A 19,452-nucleotide genomic window follows, 5' to 3' on the forward strand; every position below is an offset into this window, starting at 1 on the left:
TTGACGCGGATACATACCCAATAATCGATCTGGCGCCTTGAGAGGCAGAATTGCCCCTCAAGGCGCCTCTCAGCAAATCCCTGCGCCGCGCAAGCGGCGCCAGACCCAACCAACAGAGACGGATCTTCGATCCGGCAATGGTGGGCGGGAGCCCACCTGACCTCAGGCACCGCTATCGAGACATTCGGGGCTAGACAGCCAAACAGGGCGCCGAGAGAGAGCGGCACCCTGTTCAAAACTACACAAATATCAGCCCGGCACCGTCAACGCCGCCAACCACCAATCCCAAGGTAGGGATGCAATGTCCGACCACTGCCAAAGGGGGGGGCAGGATGGCGGGCCGGACGGGACTGGTTGTCAGCGACGTCAGGGACAGTGCAGGATCTCAAGACCCCGCGGGAATAAGTAAACTTTACCGTATTTCGGAGGCTGCGCCTATCTGCCCGAAGGGGCAAACAGCCGGGCCATTTTTGCGTTAACCTAGCCAAAAGGATAGATATTGCTGCTGGTACGCGGCAACGCGCTGGGGGCTGATACGTTGCGGGCCGATCCGCCTCTCACCACAGCCACCACAGGAAGCACCCCCTCCGGACAGCCGCTCTCTCTCGGCGCCGCTCAGAATGCGCTAGTTGCGCACCGGCAGTTTGCGCACTGCGCGGGTCGGGGCGGTTTTCTTGAAACGCTGCTCCAGCTCTTCGACAGGGTAGCCGAGGAAGCTGCAGGTGCAGATCTGCACGTGGCTGTGACCATCATAAAGATGCATGTGGCCTTTGGCACGCTTCATGTAGAATCCCTTGGCCTGCAGGGCGCTGCGCAGCTCGGACCAGCTGGTCGCATCATCGAAAATCGGACACAGCGATATACGCAGCTGGATCATCATCTCGGTGTCCAGGCGGCTTTGATCGCAGGCGCTGGACCAGGCAGTCTGGGCCATGGCTGCATCGCCGGTCGTCACGGTTTCACGTTCAAAATCATGGGAGTACATGGCAGCGTTCCTCGTTTTCTCTGGCCCTTACCAGCATGGTCTTGTTTGTGACCACAATGGGGCGGCTGCCGGATGCAAATGGGGCCACTTCTTGCGAAATGGCCCCAGTTTTATTTGGTTTTTAGAGCAAGTTGCGCTGCAACTCAGCCCTTTTTCAGAACCTCACGGCCCAGGAGTTCGGCAATCTGCACCGCGTTCAGCGCTGCGCCTTTGCGCAGGTTGTCACTGACGCACCACAGGTTCAGACCATTGTCGATGGTGCTGTCCTGACGGATCCGGCTGATGAAGGTGGCATAGTCGCCAACACATTCGACCGGGGTCACGTAGCCACCGTCTTCGCGCTTGTCGATCACCATGATGCCCGGCGCTTCGCGCAGGATGTCGCGCGCTTCGTCTTCGTCCAGATGGTCTTCGAACTCGACGTTCAGCGCTTCGGAGTGCCCAACAAAGACCGGCACGCGCACACAGGTCGCGGTGACCTTGATGGCGGGATCGACGATCTTCTTGGTCTCGGCGACCATCTTCCATTCTTCCTTGGTCGACCCGTCTTCCATGAAGACGTCGATATGCGGAATGACGTTAAAAGCGATCTGCTTGGGGTAGACCTTGGGCGGCACATCCTGAGTCGGATTGTAGACGGCCTTGGTCTGGTCCCACAGCTCATCAATCGCTTCCTTGCCCGAACCGGACACCGACTGATAGGTGCTGACGATCACGCGCTTGATCTTGGCGCGGTCGTGCAGCGGCTTCAGTGCGACGACCATCTGCGCGGTCGAACAGTTCGGGTTGGCGATGATGTTTTTCTTGGAATAGCCGTGCACCGCCTCGGGATTCACCTCGGGCACGATCAGCGGGATGTCCGGATCGTAACGGTACAACGAGGAGTTATCGATCACCACGCAACCGGAAGCCGCCGCCTTGGGCGCATACTTCTTGGTCGCGTCCGAGCCGATGGCGAACAGCGCCATGTCCCAGCCGGTGAAATCGAAGGTGTCCAGATCCTGGGTAGTGAGGGTCTTGTCGCCAAATGTCACTTCGGTTCCCAGGGATTTGCGGCTTGCCAGAACGGCAACCTCATCCACCGGAAACTGGCGCTCGGCCAGAATGTTCAGCATTTCGCGGCCCACGTTACCCGTGGCGCCCGCGATAACGACGCGATAACCCATATTAGTTTCTCCAGTTTTGCCCGGCCTCGTGGCCGGCTGCGGTGTCATATAGGGATTGCGCCAGAATTTAAAGGGCCACCATCACACCATCACCATCAATCCAGGCTATCACGGCTGAACAGATAGATCACACAGCCAAGGAGCAGGGAGGCCGCGAAAAACCCAAACAGGGCAATGTACGGCGCAGCAGGATCGCTCCCTTGCGCCATCTCTGCGTGAATGCGGCCGCTGGCAAATTGCATCAGCCCAACGCCACCGATGCCGAAAAAGTTCAAGAGCGTGACACCGCGCCCCACCAGATGCGCAGGCACGAAGGCCCGGCCATGGGCGATCACCACCGGGAAGGAGGCGCCGAAGAAGCCGATCCCCGCCATCAGTGCGACTGGCACCCAGACCGGCGCGCCGGTCAGCACAATCAGGGCCACAAGGCCAAGAACCACCGCCATGCTGCCGCCCCAGATCACCCATTTGCGCGTGCTCAGCATCCGGTCCAATGGCCCGTAGACAAAGGTGCCGAGGATCATCGCCACACCCATGATCAGGGTGATCAGCCCGATCTGACCGGTCTCCATCCCGTAGACATCGGAAAAATAGGGACCGATCCACAATCCCCGGATCGCAGCGACCGGTGCGTAACTGACCAGCATGATGGGAAAAATCGCCCAGAGCACCGGCATTTTCAAAAGGTCGAGAACGGAGCCTTTGACCTCTGTATGGCTCTTTGGCGGGTCCTTGACCGTCAGCCAGATCCCCGCTGCCACGCTGGCGGAAACGGCGGCCAGCCCGACCAGCGTCGCGCGCCAGCCGACCAGCTCTACTGCCAGCGCCGTGGGATAAGAGGCCACCAGATTGCCAACTGATCCAACCCCAAGCATCAGCGCCGCCAGAGTCGCAAACCGCACCGGCGGATAGGTCTGTGCAAAGATGAAATAGGAGGCCATCAGAACTGGCGAACAGCCGATCCCGATCAGGAACATCGCGACCGCAATGTGAAACGGCCCGCTTGCCAGGGCGAACACAAGCGCGCCGCCCCCACCACCCAGCAACAGCAAAACCGCTGCGCTACGTCTGGGGCCGATATGGTCCAGCGCCCAGCCGACGGGCAACTGCATCGCCGCAAAGGCCAGGAACCACATCCCCGACGCAGAGGCGAGATCGTCCGGCTTCACCCCAAGATCAGTGCCCAGTACCCCTGTGAGAACCGCCAGAAAAGCTCGGAAAAACTGGCTCAGCACATATGCCAGGCACAGCAGAATCAATCCCGCCTGCATTCATATCCCCCCGATGCTTCTGTTGCGCGGATCATTCCCGTCGCAAGAGGAGCATTAAATCACGCTGGTGTAACTTGCATGTTTGCCAGATCACTACAATTCCTTTGGAGACCGATATCCCTCGGAACGATTGGAACGGCCAAGGATGCGATGACACGGCAGGACAGGTTTTATGAACAGCTCCCCAAACACGGAGCCTTCTCGGCCCTGGCCCGTCCAGAGGTCTTTGTCCCGCTACCGCAGCACTGGGTGGTATGCTGCACCGACATCGTAGCCTCTACCGACCTGATTGCCGCCGGGGAATACAAGACCGTCAACATGGTGGGCGCCTCGGTCATTGCCGCCATGATGAACACACTCGGCGATACCGCCTTTCCCTATAGTTTCGGTGGCGACGGGGCATCCTTTGCGGTCGCTCCTGAGCACGCGGGCACCGCGCGCGAAACTCTGGCGCGGCTGCGGGATTGGGTCAGAGATGAATTCGGCATCACCCTGCGGGCGGCACAGATGCCGATCGAACGGATCCGCGCCGAGGGGTTGAACGTGACCGTTGCCCGCTATGCAGTGTCCGAGGATGCAGATTACGCGATGTTCTCGGGCGGGGGTCTGGCCTGGGCCGAACAGCAGATGAAGGCGGGTGCCTACAGCATCGGCGCGGCAGAGACGGAGGAACCTCCGGACCTGACCGGCCTTTCCTGCCGCTGGAGCAATACGCCCGCCCGCAACGGGCTGATTATGTCGCTGGTTGTCCTGCCCGTTGCAGGCACCGGACCGCATCAGTTTTCACAGATTGCATCCGAACTGCTGGAGCTGACGGCACAACTGGACCGCAGCGGACACCCGGTCCCGGTCAGCGGCCCCGCTCTGAAGTTTCCGCCGCCCGGGCTGATGATCGAAGCGCGTCTTTCGCGGGGCTATATCCCGCTGTCCTTGCGCGCCCTGTGGCTGACCGCAGGGTCCGCCATTGCAAGGTTTCTGTTCGGGCGTGGCAAACCAACCGGCAGTTTTGATCCCGATCACTATCTGTCCGTGCTCAGCGCCAACTCTGACTTCCGAAAATTCGATGACGGGCTGAAGATGACCGTCGATTGTAGCCCTGCCGTGCGGGACCGGGTTCTGGACCTGTTGGAGAGAACACAACAGGCCGGGCAGATTCGCTTCGGCCTGCACGAACAGGACGCAGCCATGGTGACCTGTATCGTGCCCTCTGCCATGCGTGATGATCATGTGCATTTCGTCGATGGGGCTTCGGGCGGCTACACCCAAGCCGCCGCTGACCTGCAACGCCGGACCCAGTCCTGAACCGGCTCTGGCCTGAGCTTACCCCCCATGTGAGTCCCGTTCAGACCTGTTGGAATGCTCCAGTTTTGGGATCATAGCATTCCAGACCACCTTCACCGATGTCCGTCCACAGACCATGAAGGCTGAGCGAGCCTTCGGAGACCGCGTCTTCGATGAAGGGAAAGGTCATCAGATTCTCAAGCGATGCGACAACCGCCTGACGCTCGAACTGGCGCGCCTGATTCTCTGCATCGTCGATGTCTTCGACCAAAGTGAACTTCGGCTTCAGGATGTCCATCCAGCGACCGACGAAACTTTCCTTCGCCTCCAACCCGGGCGCGTGGCCCTTACACATATCGATACAGCCTTGCACGCCTCCGCATTGGGAATGACCCAGCACGATCAGATGCGCCACCTTCAGTACCGTAACCGCGTATTCGATCGTGGCACTGGTGCCGTGGTGGTCGCCATCGGGTGCATAGGGCGGCACCAGATTCGCGATATTGCGATGAATAAAGAACTCACCCTGGTCCGCGCCAAAGATCGAGGTGACGTGAACGCGGCTGTCGCAGCAGGAAATCACCATCGCGCGCGGGCGCTGCCCTTCGGAAGCCAGACGCCGGTACCAGCCCTGGTTTTCCTGATAAGCCGTCGCTTTCCAGCCGTGGTAACGCGTCACGAGATAGCTCGGCAGAGGCTTGGCGTATTGCATATGGTGCATTCCCTGATTTGAACCCTGACAGGGGTGATAGCCTGCATTGTCAGCAAATTCGAGAGATTCCAGCATCAGCCTGGAAACCTTTTGACAACTCTTGAGGGTCAAATTGGTCATCGTGCCGTGGGGGCATAGTGAACTGGGGTGAATGTGGTGACCAATATACTCACTGTCATGCATAAGGAAAACGTGCGTCTGGATCCGGGAAAACTTTCCGAGCTGTATTCACAGTTGGGCGAAACCGGAGCCGAGGACGTCGTTTGCCGTGCAATTGAAGAACTGGCGGTCCGCCTTTCGCATTGCGAACGCTTGTGGCGTCAGAATGATATGGAAAATCTGCGCAAGAACGCGCGCTCACTGATCGCGATTTCGGATCAGATCGGCATGACCGCGATGGCGGCCATCGCCGGCGATGTGACCGACGCCGTCGACAGCAAGGATTCGCCGGCCATTGCGGCAACGGTGTTCCGCCTGCTGCGCGTTGGCGAAAGATCCCTGACCGCAGTCTGGGAACAGCAGGACCTCTCTATCTGAACCCGACACGACCAGAACCCAAATCCAAAATCCGACCCACAGGCTGTATTCACGCAGGGCTTGCAGGCAACGCGGTGACGGATACTCTGACGGCTGAATAAGCCCCCATGACCGGAGTATCCCGATGACCCCCGTTTTTGCCGCACCCTGCGATAATGCTATTGTGCTTTATGTTATTGATCAGGCGTCCTGCGAAACCTGGCTGCAAACCCAGCCAGATCAGGTCGCAGGATGGGCGCGGGCAAATGGGTTCAAGGGAGCGATCGGTCAGGTGCTTCTGGTTCCGGCCTCCGATGGAAACGGCCCGGCAATGGCGCTGGCCGGATACGGCAACGCAGCACAGCGTGCGCGTCAGCGGTTTACGCTGGCGGCGGCAGCCGAAAAGCTGCCCGAAGGGATCTATACACTTGCAAGCGGGGGCGGTGGCGGCAACGCAATTCCCGAGACTGCTCTGGAACAGGAATGTTTCGGCTGGCTGATGACGCAGTATCGCTTTGATCGCTACAAGGAGGCCAAGGCGCCCGGCGCTGCTCTGGTTGCACCCGAAGGTGTCGATGCGAAAGCCGTCGAATCGCTGGTGGCCGCCGAATGCCTGACCCGCGATCTGATCAATACACCCGCCGCCGATATGGGCCCTGACCAGCTGCAGGCCGCAGCCGAAGATCTGGCCCGCGAATTCGGCGCCACGGCACAGGTGACGCTGGATCAGGACCTTCTGGAACTGAACCTGCCAATGATTCACGCGGTTGGCCGGGCCGCCACGGCGCGCCCCCGCCTCATTGACCTGCGCTGGGGCGACAGCGGACCAAAGCTGACCCTGGTGGGCAAGGGCGTCTGTTTCGACACCGGCGGGCTCAACCTCAAACCCGGCAGCAGCATGGGGTTGATGAAAAAGGACATGGGCGGCTCTGCCACCGTGCTGGGGCTGGCGCGGATGATCATGGCCGCAGGGCTGCCAGTGCAGCTGCGCGTGCTGATCCCCGCGGTGGAAAATGCGGTTTCCGGCAATGCCTTCCGGCCCGGCGATGTACTGACCTCCCGCAAGGGGCTGACGGTCGAGATCAACAACACCGACGCCGAGGGCCGTCTGGTGCTGGCCGATGCCCTGACGCTGGCAGATGAGGATACGCCTGACCTGCTGATCTCCATGGCGACGCTGACCGGCGCCGCGCGGGTGGCTGTGGGGCCGGATCTGGCGCCCTTTTACGCCAGCGCCGATGCGGATGCCGCTACCATTGCGGGCACGGCGAGGCAGATGGCCGATCCAGTCTGGCGCATGCCCTTCCATGACCCCTATGAGACGATGATCGAACCCGGTATTGCCGATCTCGACAATGCGCCTGCGGGTGGCTTTGCTGGGTCGATCACCGCTGCCCTTTTCCTGCGCCGCTTTGCGGGCAACAGCCGCTACATGCATTTCGACATCTACGGCTGGACGCCCAGCACCGCCCCTGCCCGCCCCAAGGGCGGTGTCGGTCAGGGCGCGCGGGCGATCTTTGCCGCGCTGCCGGAGATGTTGAACCTATGAGCGGCCCCGTGATGGAGAGCTCTGCGCAGGAGCGCGCGCGAACCGCCCTTCCGGTTGTCGATGTTCTGCGACGTCCCGATGGCCCGCGCGACCGGCAGTTTCTTTATGGGGCGCCGGTCTTGGTTCTCAGCTCACAGGATGGCTGGGCGCAGATCCGGGCCGAGAAGGATGGATATACCGGCTATGTCCCGGTGGCGGCCCTGACCGCGCCGCTGGAAGCAAGCCATTGGGTCAGCGCCCCGGCGACCCATGCCTATGCGAAACCCGATTTCAAATCGGCGGACCAATGCAGCCTCAGCTTTGGCAGCCTGCTGCGGGTCAGCGAAACCTCCGGGCGTTTCGTGGCAACTGAACTGGGGCATGTCCCCGCGACGCATCTGATGCCCATCGGCAGCCTGATGCAAGATCCGATCACCGTGGCCGAAGGGTTCCTTGGCACGCCCTACCTCTGGGGCGGCGACAGCCGCTTTGGCATCGACTGTTCCGGGCTGGTGCAAGCCGCGCTGTTGGCCTGCGGCATTGCCTGTCCCGGCGACAGCGGCCCGCAAGAGCGGGATCTGGGCCGCGCCCTGCCCGAAGGCAGCACCTATATGCGCGGGGATCTGTTGTTCTGGAAAGGCCATGTTGCCCTGGTGCGCGACGGTGAAAGCATCATCCACGCCAATGCCCATGACATGGCGGTGGCTATCGAACCCCTGCAGGCCGCGATCACCCGGATCGCCGAACAGGGCGATGGCCCCGTCACTGCGCATAAACGTTTATCCTGACAGAGGGGCTCCTTGGCCTAAGGGACTTACGAAAGGCTCAGTCGACGGCGCGGATCAGCTTGCGCTCTAGCACCCGCAGCACGGTTTTCAGATCGTGCCCGCGCTTCAGGATCTGGCCGTCGATGCCCACCACCGAATACTGCCCTTGACGGTTGCGCAGCTTGGGGCGTTTTTCGATCCGGTAGAGCGGGTGTTCAGCGGTGCGCCGGAACACCGAAAAGACGGCGCATTCCCGCAGCGAGGAAATCCCGTAGTCCCGCCACTCCCCCGCAGCGACCATGCGACCGTAAAGGGAAAGGATCACCGACAGTTCCTTGCGGTCGAATGAAACCTGCTCTGGGATGCCTGCCCCGGGGAATGACGCCGTGTTTTGAAAGCTCATGATATCAGGTTCGCGTCAATCCGGGCGGGAATCAAGCGGTTTCGGCGCGCACGCCCCCATCGCTGCGATGCACATCGGGCACCCAATCCGCATCCGCCCGGTTCCAGAACCGGTTGGGATTGCCTTCGTCTTGTCCCCGGATATGCAGGGTGCGGCTGGCCGCAAGCAGCTGGATCACCGGCTCTTCATAGGGATGAACGTAATAGATCGCCCTCAACAGCGGATCGAGATCAGCGCCAGTTTGCGGCACAAAGACCTGCACTTCGACGCAAGGCACCTCTACCGCCGCTTCGCTGGCCCGGTTGACCCCGCCCGGAAGCGAGCGGAACTGCTGCACCCCCGTCGCGGTGGTGAACCCCACCTGATCATAATCGCCCCAGCGCAGCGGATCACAGGCGACAATCGCATCCATCACCTTGGCGGCGTCACCCTTTGGCACCTGCACCAGCAGCCGGGTTCCGGTCTGAACGGTGTAGCGGTCATCTTGTGTGTCGGTTCTGATCTCAGACATGGGGTCCTCCCTCACTCAGTTCCGTCGCACTCCCGGACAGCTCCAGCCCCAGGAGCTGTTGCAGCGCCCTGCGGCCCGGCGCGGTGAGGGTCAGCCCCCTTTTGTGGTGGCGGCGCAGCATCCAGCCGCGCTCCAGCGCATGAGACAGCAGTTGCCGCCCCAGCGGTCCCGCCACATGCAGCCGCCGTTCGGTCCAGTCGAGACAGGGCCGGGCAAAGGGCTGGCGCACGTTGCGTTTCGGATCCGGCAGGGTAACCCCAAGCGGCGCCCACAGATCGGATGGGACCGTATCGAACCCGCCGTCCCGTTCTGCCAGCATCCCCCGGCGCAAAAAGGCCTGCGCCATCGCCACCGCCAGCGGCCCGGCCAGATGATCATAGCAGCTGCGCACCTCGGCCAGTCCACCCGCCTTGCGGCGCTGCGCCAGATACAGACTGTCAGCAGGGGCAATCGCGGCCAGCTGCTCCAGCGCCTGGGCAACCTCGGCCCCGGACAGCCGGTGATAAACACAGCGACCCCGTTTCTCCGCCACCACCAGCCCGGCCTCCTGCAACATCCGCAAATGCGCGGTCGCCGTCTGCGGCATGATCCCGGCGGCTGCGGCAAGTTCCTTGTTGGTATAGGCCCGCCCCTCCATCAGCTCACACAGCATCCGGGTGCGGCTGGCATCGCCGATGGCCTGCCCCAGAATGTCAAAGCGCGGGGTCTGCGGGGACTTATGCGGGTCTGGTTTGCTCATGTCATAACCCTAGGCGCTGCTGCCCCCGGCCCCAAGGACAAAGACTTCGGCGCAGAGCGAAGGATCACCCCTGCGGGCGGGGGCACCCTCAGGCAAAGCTGCCCTGACAGAACCACCCCCGCGACAGCGCCGCCCCATGGGCAAAGAACACCCACAACCGGGCCCCGCAGGTGGTCACCACGACCCAGTAATCGCGCACTCCGGTTCGCCAGTTCGGATCCTCCAACCACCATTCCGGGGCGATGCGCTCGGGGCCTTCGGCGGTGGCCAGCTCCCAGTCGCGCCCGCGCCAACGGAACCGTTCGGGCACCTGGGGCACATCCGGGGCCATCACCAGTTCCGGGCGCCACAGCAACAAGGGGCGCGCATGGAGCGAAGCGGGCCAGTCCTGCGCAGGCTCTGACCAGGCGGCGGCCAGCACCTTGGCTGTTTTTTCCGGGATATGCGTCTCGACCGGGTGGCGCCGGGTGATCGCCTCCAGCCCGACCCGCGCGCCGATACGGCCGATCAGATCTTCCAGCGCCACGGTCTGCCCACCCGCCTGCCGGGTTCTGGCGGCGGCAGTGGCCTCCAGATGACCGGCCTGGGTGCGGGCATGGATGGGCTCGGCCTGCATGGCCTCAAGACGCAGTATCTCGATGCCAAACCCCGCGTCGATCTGCTCCAGCTTCATCGCCAGCAGCGGCCGGATGCGGTCCGGGTCCCGGCTGGGTCGTGCCAGACCGACGGTCACGATCTGGGCTGCCTGATCGACTCGGTGCGCCTCAAGCCGCAGCAGACGCGCGCCCTTGCCGCGTTCCTCAAGCAAGGCGCAAAGCCGGGGCAGCATCCGATCGATCCCTGCCTGAAGATCCTCCACCAGGCCGATCGGCTCGGGCAGGGTCAGGCGCACCGCAAAACTGTCAGGCACCCCCGCCGGGGAGACCGGTTCCGGGGTGCTGCCCATGGCCTGATCAAGGCGCAGTACCAGCCCCCGGCCAAAGCGCCGCGCCAGACTGGCACGGGGCTGATCCAGGAGATCGCCGATCTGCCGCAGGCCAAGTCGGCCCAGCTGCGCCACGGCTGATGCCTCCAGCCGCAGGGCCGCCACTGGTAGGGGCGCCAGCACCCGGTGCGCCTGCCCCACCGGCGCGATCCGTTCGGGCTGCTGCGACAGCTCGACCGCCTGCGGTGCCGCACCGCCCCGGGTCCAGTGCCTGCGCCCCGCCTTGCCCGAAGGCGCCCCTTGCCCCGGCGCCGCCGGGCGTACAGATATGCGGGCCGCGCGGGCGCGGGTGGCGCGGGCCTCCTGATCGATGGCATCGCCGGACCGGTCCTCCGGCAGCCCGGCCGCCTGCCCTGCATAGCGCGCCAGCGCCCAGGCCGCGCCCAGTGTATCGGCCAGCCCCATCCGCACCGTGATCCCCATGTCCGCGCAGTCCGCATCGATCTGCGTCAGCAGGGCCGCCTCGCCATCAAAAAGATGTGAACAGCCGGTCATGTCGAGATTGATTTCATCCGGGACCTGCGGCGCAACCCAAGGGCTGAACTTGCCCGCCCAGCGCCCAAGAGCCATCAAAAAAGCCGTTTCCGCCGGAATATTGCGTTTACGAGTCAAGAGCGTAGCGCAAATGGCATGGGCATCACGCAAGGGTTGCCCAACAAAAAGCCCCTCGGCCTCGGCCGCCTCATTTAACGCAGAAATAACCTGTGTGTTGGAAAGTTCCTCCACAATGGCCAGAGGCCCGGCAAGACTGCCACGCCCCGCGCGCATCACACGCTCTGCTCCGAGACGCGGAAACCAGAGCGACAATATGCGGCGATGGGACATGACACGATCCGGTTTGATGGTCCAAAATTTTCGAAAACAAGCAGTCGGCACCGCCTATGTTCTATATTTGTTCCAATCATTCGATTCGGTCAATCCACCCCCACACACAGGAGCCGCGCTCATGACGCATCCGCTCATGCCCTCTGTCTCGCCGCGCGGCTTGCGCAGTATTCCTGTCCTTCTGGTGCTGGGTCTGGCCCTGGCAGGTGCGCAACTGGATGCAGCCGCACCGATCGCGGACAAGCACGTCAAGCGGCGGGTCGAGCTGATGGCCACCCAGAAAGCGGCCATTACCACGCTGGCTGACATGATGGCGGGGCGCACCAGCTTTAACGCCTCCAAGGCCAAGGCCGCCCGGCGCACGTTGGTGAAAACAACAGGCGACATCCGCAAGCGGTTCAAGAAACCGCGCATGGATCCCAATTCACACGCCAACCCGCTGATCTGGCAACAATGGGATGATTTCGAAACCCGGGCAGAGACCGCCAAGGATGCCGCCAAACAGCTGAACGCATATACCCTGAACGGACTGCTGCGGACGGTGCCGAGCATGGTGCAGGCTTGCCTCAGCTGCCACGAAACCTACCGGAATGCGCCCAACGATTTTATCACCCACTGAGGGAGACGTGACACAGGAGGGTCGCCCAGAGGGCGGGCCTCCATCAACGGCACTGCGCTGCGCCGGAGCAGGCGACACAGACTAAGGACAGGCTCGTCCCGGTCAGCTACCATAACGGGCCAAGAACAGCTCCACCGCCCCTGCGATCACCCGCTCGCGCTCTTCGGCCGAAAACTCGGTATCGATGTTGAAGATCAGACGCGGCACCAGATCGGCCCGGCACAATTCGGCAAACTGATCCGCGGCAAGGTCGAAATCCTCGATCTGCAATTCCCCCCGTGCAGCCGCGCCTTTCAGGTAATCGCGCAGCCGGGCCCTGACCACCATCGGCCCACTTTCATAGAACTGGCGCCCAAGATCCGGGAAGCGATCTGCCTCGGCCACGCAGATCCGGAACATGCGCAGGCCGAATTCCGACAGGCTGACCGACAGGATGTGCCGCCCGGCAGCGCAAAGCACATCACGCGGTGTGCAGCAGGCCCCGGCCAGATCCATCGGCGCATCCGCCTGACGGGCGCATTCGTTGCGGGCAACTTCCATGAACAGCAGGCGCTTGTCGGGGAAATAGCTATAGAGCGTTGCCTTGGACACACCCGCAGCACGGGCGATATCGTCGACGCTGGCGCCTTCAAAGCCATCGGCCATGAACACCTCGCGCGCGCCTTCCAGAACCTGGTCAAACTTGCGTCCGGTCCTGACAATGCTGGCTTGCTCATTCATGACCGGTCCTCGTGGCGCTGGCGGGATGACCGGATCACTTTAGCCTACCCATCCGCTGTTCAACAACTCCCCAGTCATCAACACTCCAGCAGCACCCGGAACGCCCGACGTCAAAGCACGAACAACAACGACAAATGCTGCACTCTGCCGCAGCGCGCCTCTGCCGATGGGTCTTGCGCTTTGTCCTCATGCCCATATGGTTAGAACCATTCTAAAAAGATGAGGCCCAAATGCGCTTTCTTCCACAGCGAAAACGGTTTTCGGACCTGACCGGCCAGGAGATCCTGGCGCTGGCCATTTCATCCGAAGAAGACGACGCCCGGATCTATCGCGGCTATGCCGCGCGGCTGCGGGAGGATTTTCCTGCCACCGCGAAGATGTTCGATGGCATGGCCGCCGAAGAGGATGAGCACCGCGCCCGGCTGATCGCCTTGCATGAACAGCGGTTTGGCCCGGCGATCCCGCTGATCCGGCGGGAACATGTGGCCGGTTATTACAACCGTCGCCCAATCTGGCTGATGGAGAACCTCAGCCTTGAGCGGATCCGCGAAGAAGCCAAGGCGATGGAGGCGGAGGCCGAACGCTTCTACCTCGCCGCAGCAGCCCGCACCCAAGATGCCGCCACCCGCAAATTGCTGGGCGATCTGGCGGCCGCCGAAGCGGGTCACCGCGACACCGCCGCCGAGCTAGAAGAGGCGCATCTGACGGGCGATGCGCGATCTGAGGAAGACCGCACCGCGCACCGGCAGTTCGTGCTGACCTGGGTGCAGCCGGGGCTGGCCGGGCTGATGGATGGTTCGGTCTCCACTCTGGCGCCGATCTTTGCCACCGCCTTTGCCACGCAGGACACCTGGACGACCTTCCTGGTCGGCGTTGCTGCCTCTGTGGGGGCGGGCATTTCCATGGGCTTTACCGAAGCGGCCTCGGACGATGGCGAGCTGTCGGGGCGCGGATCGCCGATGAAACGGGGCATTGCCTCGGGGGTGATGACAACGCTCGGCGGGCTTGGCCACGCCCTGCCCTATCTGATCCCCGAGTTCTGGACCGCGACGACCATCGCCTTTGTCATCGTGTTCGTGGAACTCTGGGCAATTGCCTGGATCCAGAACAAATACATGGAGACACCGTTTTGGCGCGCCACGCTGCAGGTGGTTCTGGGTGGAGCACTGGTTCTGGGCGCGGGCGCTCTGATCGGCAGCGGCTGACCTCTGAGATCCAGAGGCGGCACTCCCGCCCGTCGGAAGCGGTCCTGGGGACCGCCGCCTCCCGTTGGGCGTAGCGCCGCGCTGGCGCGCGGCGGGTTGCGCACCATCACCATCGGGGCACAGGTCGAAGCAGGCAAAACCGCAGCCAAAGCATGTCCCTGCCGCGCACCGGCGCGGCCCGGCCCAACGGGCGCCCTGCATGTTTCATGCAGAGGCGACGGGCGGGAGGGGCGCGTTCATCTCTTCCTCCCGCCTGCCCAATCAGGTCACCCACGAGCGCAATCAGGCTTTTCGTTTTGGTAAAATCAGGTTACCAGTTCAGCGATGGCTGACATATTCTTCAGAACCCTGCCCTTCTTTGCGATCATCGGCCTTGGCTACTGGGCCGGGCGCACGCGGTTCTTCACCGAAGAGGCCACGGCCTATCTGACGAAATTTGTCTTCTTCTTCCCACTTTCGGCGATGATCTTTCGCTTTGCCGCCAACCTGTCCTTTGCCGAGGTCTTCGATCCCAACCTGATCCTCGGCTATCTCGCTGGGACCGTCGCGGTCTACCTTGTCGCCACGGCGGTGGCGGCCCTCAGGGGGTTGGACATGCCTACCGCAGCGGTCGAGGCGCAATGCGCCGCCATCGGCAACGTCGGCTTCCTCGGACTGCCGATGATGGCGATCCTGTTCGGCGAAGCCTCCATCGGGCCGATGATGGTGGTGCTGAGCGTCGATCTGGTGGTGTTCTCCTCGCTCATCGTCATCCTGATCAACGCCGGGCGCGGGTCGGGTCTGGGGCCGCGCACCCTGAAACTGGTCGCAATGGGACTAGTGCGAAATCCGATGATCGTGGCCATCGTTGCCGGGCTGGCCTGGTCTGCCTCGGCGCAACCAATCCCGGCGCCGGTCAATGATTTCCTGTCGATCCTCGGCGGCGCCGCCACTCCCGGCGCGCTTTTTGCCATCGGCGCCTCGCTGGCCTCGAAATCAGCCGAGCGCATGCAGGTTGCCGTCTGGCTCAGCTTTGCCAAGCTGGTGCTGCATCCGCTCTGCGTTGCCATTGGCGTGTTGTGGCTGGTGCCGGTCGCCAGTTTCCCGGCCTCAGTGGCCATCGCGGCGGCCTCGCTGCCGGTGGCGGGCAATGTCTACATGCTGGCGCAGCATTACAACGTCGCGCCGCACCGGGTTTCAGCGGCGATTCTGATTTCCACCGCGCTGTCGATCCTGACCGTACCGCTGGCTATCGCCTGGGCGTCTGGACTTTAATCTCCATCAACCGGCCAGCATTCAGTCTTTTGCAAAGCTTCTGACGCAAAAAGGCTGCGACAGGGCGCCGCAACACTGGACCCGGCCCCCGCCGACGGGTAGCTGATAGGCACTCATTTGCAAGGAGCCTCACCATGGAAACCGTATCGGAAAACAAATGCTTTGGCGGCGTGCAGGGCGTCTACCGGCACAAAAGCACGGTCACCAACTGCGATATGACCTTTGGCCTGTTCCTGCCGGAAGAGGCAAAGGATGGTCCGGTGCCGCTCCTGTGGTTCCTGTCGGGGCTGACCTGCACCCATGAAAACGCCATGACCAAGGCGGGCGCGCAGGCCTGGTGCGCCGAGCAGGGCATCGCCATTGTTTTCCCCGACACCTCGCCGCGCGGCGACGATGTGGCTGACGATGAAAACTACGACCTGGGCAAGGGCGCGGGGTTCTACGTGAACGCAACCCAGGATCCCTGGGCGCCGCACTACCAGATGTGGGACTATATCGCCGAAGAACTGCCCGCCTTTCTGGGCGCAAATTTCTCGGTCGATCTGGAGCGGCAGGCGATCACCGGCCACTCAATGGGCGGCCATGGTGCGCTGACGCTGGCGATGAACCTGCCGGGACGGTTCCGCTCGGTCTCGGCCTTTGCGCCGATCTGCAACCCGACCGCCAGCGACTGGGGCCGCAAGCAGCTGACCGCCTATCTGGGCGCGGATGAGGCGGCATGGGCGAAACATGACGCCAGCCTGGTGATGCGCGGTACCGGTTTTGACGGGCCGGTTCTGGTCGACACTGGCACCGCCGACCAGTTCTATGAGCTGCTGCGCCCCGAAGCCCTGGCACAGGCTGTCGCCGAACGCCGCCAGCAGGCCACGCTGCGGCTGCAACCGGGCTATGACCACAGCTATTTCTTCATCTCCACCTTCATGGAAGAGCATGTCTCGTTTCACGCCGAGGCGCTGTACCGGGACTGATCCGCAAAAGGACCGAACCACATGAGCCAGTACGACTACGATCTTGTCATCATCGGCTCTGGCCCCTCGGGCCGGACTGCCGCCATTCAGGCCGGGAAACTCAAGCGGCGGGTGCTGGTCATCGACCGCAAGGACCGGCTGGGGGGCGTTTCGGTACACACCGGCACGGTGCCGTCGAAAACCCTGCGAGAAACGGTGCTGAACCTCACCGGCTGGCGCGAGCGCAGTTTCTACGGCCGCGCCTACCGGGTGAAGGATCAGATCGATGCCGAGGACCTGAAGGCGCGCCTGCACATGACGCTGGACCACGAGGTTGACGTGCTGGAGCACCAGTTCAACCGCAACCACGTGGACTGGCTGGCAGGGCTTGCGCGCTTTACCGGTCCGAACGAGATTGAAGTGGCGACAGAAGCCGGCGACACCACTCGGGTCACCGGCGAGAAATTCCTGATCGCCACCGGCACCCGCACCTATCGCCCCGATGACGTGCCCTTTAACGGCAAGACCGTGGTCGATGGCGACGAGTTCCTGGAAATGGAGGAAATCCCGCGCTCGCTGATCGTGGTCGGCGCCGGGGTCATCGGCGTGGAATATGCCACCATGTTCTCGGCGCTTGATGTGCGAGTGACCCTGATCGAGCCGCGCGAGACCTTCCTGGATTTCATCGACCGCACCATCATCGAGGACTTCACCCATCAGATCCGCGAAAACGGTGTCGACCTGCGGCTTGGCTCGGCCATCGAGAAGATCGAGGACGAAGGCAGCCATATCGAGGTCAGCATGGCCAATGGCCGCCATGTGCGCGGTGAAATGCTGCTGTTCGCGGCCGGACGCATGGGCAATACCGACAATCTTAACCTCAAGGCCGTGGGGCTGGAGACCGACCACCGAGGCCGCATCAGCGTCGAGCGCAAGACCTACCAGACCTCGGTGCCGCATGTGTATGCCACCGGCGATGTAATCGGGCACCCTTCGCTGGCCTCCACCTCGCTGCAACAGGGGCGCGTTGCCGCCTGTCACGCGTTGGAGACGCCCACCGTCCCCGAAAGCCCCTGGTTCCCCTATGGCATCTACTCGGTGCCGGAAATCTCCACCTGCGGCATGTCCGAGGAAGAGCTGCAGGAGCGCGGTGTGCCTTATGAGGTCGGCATCGCGCGGTTCCGCGAAACCTCGCGCGGGCATATCATGGGGCTGGAACACGGCATGCTGAAAATGCTGTTCTCCCTCAAAACCCGCCGGGTGCTGGGCGTGCAGATCGTCGGTGAAGGCGCGACCGAGCTTATTCACATTGCCCAGGCGGTGCTGAACCTTCAGGGCACGGTGGAATACTTCGTCCAGAACACCTTCAACTACCCGACCCTGGCCGAAGCCTACAAGATCGCGGGTCTGGATGCCTTCAACCGGATGCCCATCCCGGATGAGTTCAAGGTGAAGCAGCCGACCAAAGCGCCCGAGAAATCAGAGCCCAAAAAGGCGAAAGAGTGAGCGCGCTTTACATCGATGCCGACGCCTGCCCGGTCAAGGCAGAGGCCGAGCGGGTCGCCACCCGTCACGGGCTGAAGATGTTCGTGGTCTCCAATGGCGGCTTGCGCCCCTCGGCCAATCCGCTGGTGGAAACCGTGATCGTCTCCGAAGGCGCCGATGTGGCCGATATGTGGATCGCCGAACGCTGCGGACCGGGCGATGTGGTGGTGACCGGGGATATCCCTCTCGCCGCGAAATGCATCGAAACCGGCGCCCGGGTTCTGCGCCACAATGGCGAACGCTTCACCGAAGCCAACATCGGCCAGCTGCTGGCGATGCGCGATCTGATGGCCGACCTGCGCGCCGCCAACCCGCTTGGCGCGGGGGGCAGCGGCAAGGGCTTCACCAAAGCGGACCGCTCGCGGTTTCTGGATGCCTTGGAGCGCGAGATCCGGGCCGCCAAACAGTCCTGAACGAAAACAGTTTTCCGGCAACAAAGTCTCACCCAGAGCCTTGCGGCGGAGAAGCAACTCCGTCACTGATCAGGCAAGCGTGCAGGGGGGGCCATGAGCCAGGAAATCAAAGTCAGCGTTCTGGGGCTTCTGGCCGCCGCCGGATCGGCCATCAGTTTCTCCGTCATCGACGTGATCTTCAAATTCCTGTCCGGGGACTACCCCCTTTACCAGGTGGTCATGGTCCGCTCTGTGGTGGCGCTGTTGGTGCTGGCGGCGGTGATTATTCCCCTCGAAGGGGGATTTAACATCCTGCGCACCCGGCAGCCGAAACTGCACCTGATGCGCTGCTGCGCGGTGCTGTTTGCCAACATCTGCTTTTTCACCGGGCTGGCCATAATGCCCATCGCCGAGGCTGTCGCCATCGCCTTTGCCACGCCCTTGATCGTGACCGCCCTGTCGGTCGTCGTGCTGAAAGAACGCGTCGGTCCCTGGCGCTGGGGTGCGGTGGCGGTGGGATTCCTTGGCATTCTGATCATCATGCGGCCCAGCCCCGGCAGTTTTCAGGCCGCCGCGATCCTGCCATTCCTGGGCGCCTGCGGCTATGCCACCCTGCACGTGCTGACCCGCCGGGCGGGCGGCGCCGACAAGGCGGCGACCCTGTCGTTCTACCCCACTTTCGGCTTTCTTGTGGTCAGCGCGCTGGTCGGCCTTTTCACCGGTGACGGGCGGTTTGCGACCGGCGAAAACGCGGCGGTGGACTACATCCTGCGCGCCTGGGTCTGGCCCGCGCCTCAGGACTGGTGGCTGTTCATCGGGGTCGGACTGGCCGGATCCGTTGGCGGCTATCTGGTCAGCCAGGCCTACCGGCTGAACGAAGCAGGACTGGCCGCGCCGTTTGAGTATATCGCCATGCCGATGGCCGTGCTTTGGGGCGTTCTGGTGTTCGATGAATGGCCCGATCTGCCGGTCTGGGCCGGTTCGGCCTTGATCATCGGCGCCGGTCTTGTTTCAGTCTGGCGGGAAACGCGGCGCAGCCGCCCGGTGGCCCGCCCGCGCCCACGTTCGGCCGGGTAATGTA

Annotated in this window: 20 protein-coding genes; 11 read left to right on the forward strand and 9 right to left on the reverse strand. The window is 62.9% G+C overall.

Annotated elements, in window-relative coordinates:
* Positions 1-625 precede the first annotated feature (625 nt).
* The 3 genes from SM766_RS16090 to SM766_RS16100 form a co-directional block, all read right to left on the reverse strand.
* Positions 626-985, reverse strand: coding sequence for an aspartate-semialdehyde dehydrogenase (locus SM766_RS16090; RefSeq protein ID WP_065271620.1), 360 nt, complete (start codon positions 983-985; stop codon positions 626-628).
* A gap of 143 nt (positions 986-1,128) precedes the next feature.
* Positions 1,129-2,151 (reverse strand): aspartate-semialdehyde dehydrogenase, encoded by a 1,023-nt coding sequence (locus SM766_RS16095; protein WP_274830360.1) that lies wholly within the window; start codon positions 2,149-2,151, stop codon positions 1,129-1,131.
* A 95-nt stretch (positions 2,152-2,246) separates the two neighbouring features.
* Entirely contained in the window at positions 2,247-3,422 is a 1,176-nt protein-coding gene (locus tag SM766_RS16100; protein ID WP_368948438.1) for an MFS transporter, read from the reverse strand.
* Positions 3,423-3,572: 150 nt separating this feature from the next.
* Here SM766_RS16100 and SM766_RS16105 point away from each other — a divergent pair, with 150 nt between their 5' ends.
* Complete coding sequence (locus tag SM766_RS16105) at positions 3,573-4,724, forward strand: DUF3095 domain-containing protein (protein WP_065271623.1); 1,152 nt, start codon at positions 3,573-3,575, stop codon at positions 4,722-4,724.
* Positions 4,725-4,764: 40 nt separating this feature from the next.
* Here the strand turns inward: SM766_RS16105 and SM766_RS16110 are convergent, their stop codons facing one another.
* On the reverse strand, positions 4,765-5,415 hold the full coding sequence (locus SM766_RS16110) for a carbonic anhydrase (protein ID WP_274830397.1): 651 nt from the start codon (positions 5,413-5,415) through the stop codon (positions 4,765-4,767).
* 177 nt (positions 5,416-5,592) lie between these two features.
* Between SM766_RS16110 and SM766_RS16115 the strand changes: the two genes are divergently transcribed.
* The 3 genes from SM766_RS16115 (at position 5,593) to SM766_RS16125 (ending at position 8,247) form a co-directional block, all read left to right on the forward strand.
* Positions 5,593-5,952, forward strand: a complete 360-nt coding sequence (locus SM766_RS16115) for a hypothetical protein (protein ID WP_065271624.1) — start codon at positions 5,593-5,595, stop codon at positions 5,950-5,952.
* 124 nt (positions 5,953-6,076) lie between these two features.
* On the forward strand, positions 6,077-7,480 hold the full coding sequence (locus tag SM766_RS16120) for a leucyl aminopeptidase family protein (RefSeq protein ID WP_368948439.1): 1,404 nt from the start codon (positions 6,077-6,079) through the stop codon (positions 7,478-7,480).
* The gene (locus SM766_RS16125; protein WP_368948440.1) at positions 7,477-8,247 is read left to right on the forward strand and encodes a C40 family peptidase; all 771 of its coding nucleotides are present in this window, start codon (positions 7,477-7,479) and stop codon (positions 8,245-8,247) included. The genes SM766_RS16120 and SM766_RS16125 overlap by 4 nt, the downstream gene beginning before the upstream one ends.
* A gap of 37 nt (positions 8,248-8,284) precedes the next feature.
* On the opposite strand, the gene SM766_RS16130 is transcribed toward SM766_RS16125, so the two are convergent.
* The 4 genes from SM766_RS16130 to SM766_RS16145 all read right to left on the reverse strand — a co-directional run bounded on the left by SM766_RS16130 (position 8,285) and on the right by SM766_RS16145 (position 11,689).
* Positions 8,285-8,629, reverse strand: a complete 345-nt coding sequence (locus tag SM766_RS16130; protein ID WP_065271626.1) for a DUF2794 domain-containing protein — start codon at positions 8,627-8,629, stop codon at positions 8,285-8,287.
* Between the two features lie 31 nt (positions 8,630-8,660).
* A complete protein-coding gene (locus tag SM766_RS16135; protein ID WP_368948441.1) occupies positions 8,661-9,140 on the reverse strand; it encodes a YqfO family protein in 480 nt (159 codons plus the stop codon).
* A complete protein-coding gene (locus SM766_RS16140) occupies positions 9,133-9,879 on the reverse strand; it encodes an ArsR/SmtB family transcription factor (protein WP_368948442.1) in 747 nt (248 codons plus the stop codon). Before SM766_RS16140 ends, SM766_RS16135 begins: the two co-directional genes overlap by 8 nt.
* A gap of 88 nt (positions 9,880-9,967) precedes the next feature.
* The gene (locus SM766_RS16145) at positions 9,968-11,689 is read right to left on the reverse strand and encodes a Y-family DNA polymerase (RefSeq protein WP_368948443.1); all 1,722 of its coding nucleotides are present in this window, start codon (positions 11,687-11,689) and stop codon (positions 9,968-9,970) included.
* Positions 11,690-11,810: 121 nt separating this feature from the next.
* Between SM766_RS16145 and SM766_RS16150 the strand changes: the two genes are divergently transcribed.
* Positions 11,811-12,308, forward strand: a complete 498-nt coding sequence (locus SM766_RS16150; RefSeq protein WP_237028443.1) for a c-type cytochrome — start codon at positions 11,811-11,813, stop codon at positions 12,306-12,308.
* 102 nt (positions 12,309-12,410) lie between these two features.
* On the opposite strand, the gene SM766_RS16155 is transcribed toward SM766_RS16150, so the two are convergent.
* Complete coding sequence (locus SM766_RS16155; RefSeq protein WP_368948444.1) at positions 12,411-13,028, reverse strand: TetR/AcrR family transcriptional regulator; 618 nt, start codon at positions 13,026-13,028, stop codon at positions 12,411-12,413.
* A gap of 230 nt (positions 13,029-13,258) precedes the next feature.
* Here SM766_RS16155 and mbfA point away from each other — a divergent pair, with 230 nt between their 5' ends.
* The 6 genes from mbfA to SM766_RS16185 all read left to right on the forward strand — a co-directional run bounded on the left by mbfA (position 13,259) and on the right by SM766_RS16185 (position 19,448).
* Positions 13,259-14,233 carry an iron exporter MbfA gene (mbfA, locus tag SM766_RS16160; protein WP_274838215.1) on the forward strand — a complete coding sequence of 325 codons (975 nt, stop codon included), beginning with the start codon at positions 13,259-13,261 and terminating at the stop codon, positions 14,231-14,233.
* A gap of 324 nt (positions 14,234-14,557) precedes the next feature.
* Positions 14,558-15,487, forward strand: coding sequence for an AEC family transporter (locus SM766_RS16165; RefSeq protein WP_368948445.1), 930 nt, complete (start codon positions 14,558-14,560; stop codon positions 15,485-15,487).
* 134 nt (positions 15,488-15,621) lie between these two features.
* A complete protein-coding gene (fghA, locus tag SM766_RS16170) occupies positions 15,622-16,455 on the forward strand; it encodes an S-formylglutathione hydrolase (protein WP_368948446.1) in 834 nt (277 codons plus the stop codon).
* A 21-nt stretch (positions 16,456-16,476) separates the two neighbouring features.
* Positions 16,477-17,940, forward strand: coding sequence for a Si-specific NAD(P)(+) transhydrogenase (gene sthA / locus SM766_RS16175; protein WP_274838213.1), 1,464 nt, complete (start codon positions 16,477-16,479; stop codon positions 17,938-17,940).
* Positions 17,937-18,392: a YaiI/YqxD family protein gene (locus SM766_RS16180; RefSeq protein WP_368948447.1), complete on the forward strand. Its 456-nt coding sequence runs from the start codon at positions 17,937-17,939 to the stop codon at positions 18,390-18,392. The genes sthA and SM766_RS16180 overlap by 4 nt, the downstream gene beginning before the upstream one ends.
* 93 nt (positions 18,393-18,485) lie before the next feature.
* Positions 18,486-19,448 (forward strand): DMT family transporter, encoded by a 963-nt coding sequence (locus tag SM766_RS16185; RefSeq protein ID WP_368948448.1) that lies wholly within the window; start codon positions 18,486-18,488, stop codon positions 19,446-19,448.
* The last annotated feature ends 4 nt before the right edge of the window (positions 19,449-19,452 follow it).

The organism is Pseudophaeobacter sp. A-200-2 (assembly GCF_041008815.1).
In the GTDB taxonomy this organism is placed as follows: domain Bacteria; phylum Pseudomonadota; class Alphaproteobacteria; order Rhodobacterales; family Rhodobacteraceae; genus Phycobacter; species Phycobacter gallaeciensis_A.

What these genes read in the sequence shown, in the direction of transcription:
- SM766_RS16090 (WP_065271620.1), bottom strand. Translation starts at nt 985, where the DNA reads ATGTACTCCCATGATTTTGAACGTGAAACCGTGACGACCGGCGATGCA.
- SM766_RS16095 (WP_274830360.1), bottom strand. Translation starts at nt 2,151, where the DNA reads ATGGGTTATCGCGTCGTTATCGCGGGCGCCACGGGTAACGTGGGCCGC.
- SM766_RS16100 (WP_368948438.1), bottom strand. Translation starts at nt 3,422, where the DNA reads ATGCAGGCGGGATTGATTCTGCTGTGCCTGGCATATGTGCTGAGCCAG.
- SM766_RS16105 (WP_065271623.1), top strand. Translation starts at nt 3,573, where the DNA reads ATGACACGGCAGGACAGGTTTTATGAACAGCTCCCCAAACACGGAGCC.
- SM766_RS16110 (WP_274830397.1), bottom strand. Translation starts at nt 5,415, where the DNA reads ATGCAATACGCCAAGCCTCTGCCGAGCTATCTCGTGACGCGTTACCAC.
- SM766_RS16115 (WP_065271624.1), top strand. Translation starts at nt 5,593, where the DNA reads ATGCATAAGGAAAACGTGCGTCTGGATCCGGGAAAACTTTCCGAGCTG.
- SM766_RS16120 (WP_368948439.1), top strand. Translation starts at nt 6,077, where the DNA reads ATGACCCCCGTTTTTGCCGCACCCTGCGATAATGCTATTGTGCTTTAT.
- SM766_RS16125 (WP_368948440.1), top strand. Translation starts at nt 7,477, where the DNA reads ATGAGCGGCCCCGTGATGGAGAGCTCTGCGCAGGAGCGCGCGCGAACC.
- SM766_RS16130 (WP_065271626.1), bottom strand. Translation starts at nt 8,629, where the DNA reads ATGAGCTTTCAAAACACGGCGTCATTCCCCGGGGCAGGCATCCCAGAG.
- SM766_RS16135 (WP_368948441.1), bottom strand. Translation starts at nt 9,140, where the DNA reads ATGTCTGAGATCAGAACCGACACACAAGATGACCGCTACACCGTTCAG.
- SM766_RS16140 (WP_368948442.1), bottom strand. Translation starts at nt 9,879, where the DNA reads ATGAGCAAACCAGACCCGCATAAGTCCCCGCAGACCCCGCGCTTTGAC.
- SM766_RS16145 (WP_368948443.1), bottom strand. Translation starts at nt 11,689, where the DNA reads ATGTCCCATCGCCGCATATTGTCGCTCTGGTTTCCGCGTCTCGGAGCA.
- SM766_RS16150 (WP_237028443.1), top strand. Translation starts at nt 11,811, where the DNA reads ATGACGCATCCGCTCATGCCCTCTGTCTCGCCGCGCGGCTTGCGCAGT.
- SM766_RS16155 (WP_368948444.1), bottom strand. Translation starts at nt 13,028, where the DNA reads ATGAATGAGCAAGCCAGCATTGTCAGGACCGGACGCAAGTTTGACCAG.
- mbfA (WP_274838215.1), top strand. Translation starts at nt 13,259, where the DNA reads ATGCGCTTTCTTCCACAGCGAAAACGGTTTTCGGACCTGACCGGCCAG.
- SM766_RS16165 (WP_368948445.1), top strand. Translation starts at nt 14,558, where the DNA reads ATGGCTGACATATTCTTCAGAACCCTGCCCTTCTTTGCGATCATCGGC.
- fghA (WP_368948446.1), top strand. Translation starts at nt 15,622, where the DNA reads ATGGAAACCGTATCGGAAAACAAATGCTTTGGCGGCGTGCAGGGCGTC.
- sthA (WP_274838213.1), top strand. Translation starts at nt 16,477, where the DNA reads ATGAGCCAGTACGACTACGATCTTGTCATCATCGGCTCTGGCCCCTCG.
- SM766_RS16185 (WP_368948448.1), top strand. Translation starts at nt 18,486, where the DNA reads ATGAGCCAGGAAATCAAAGTCAGCGTTCTGGGGCTTCTGGCCGCCGCC.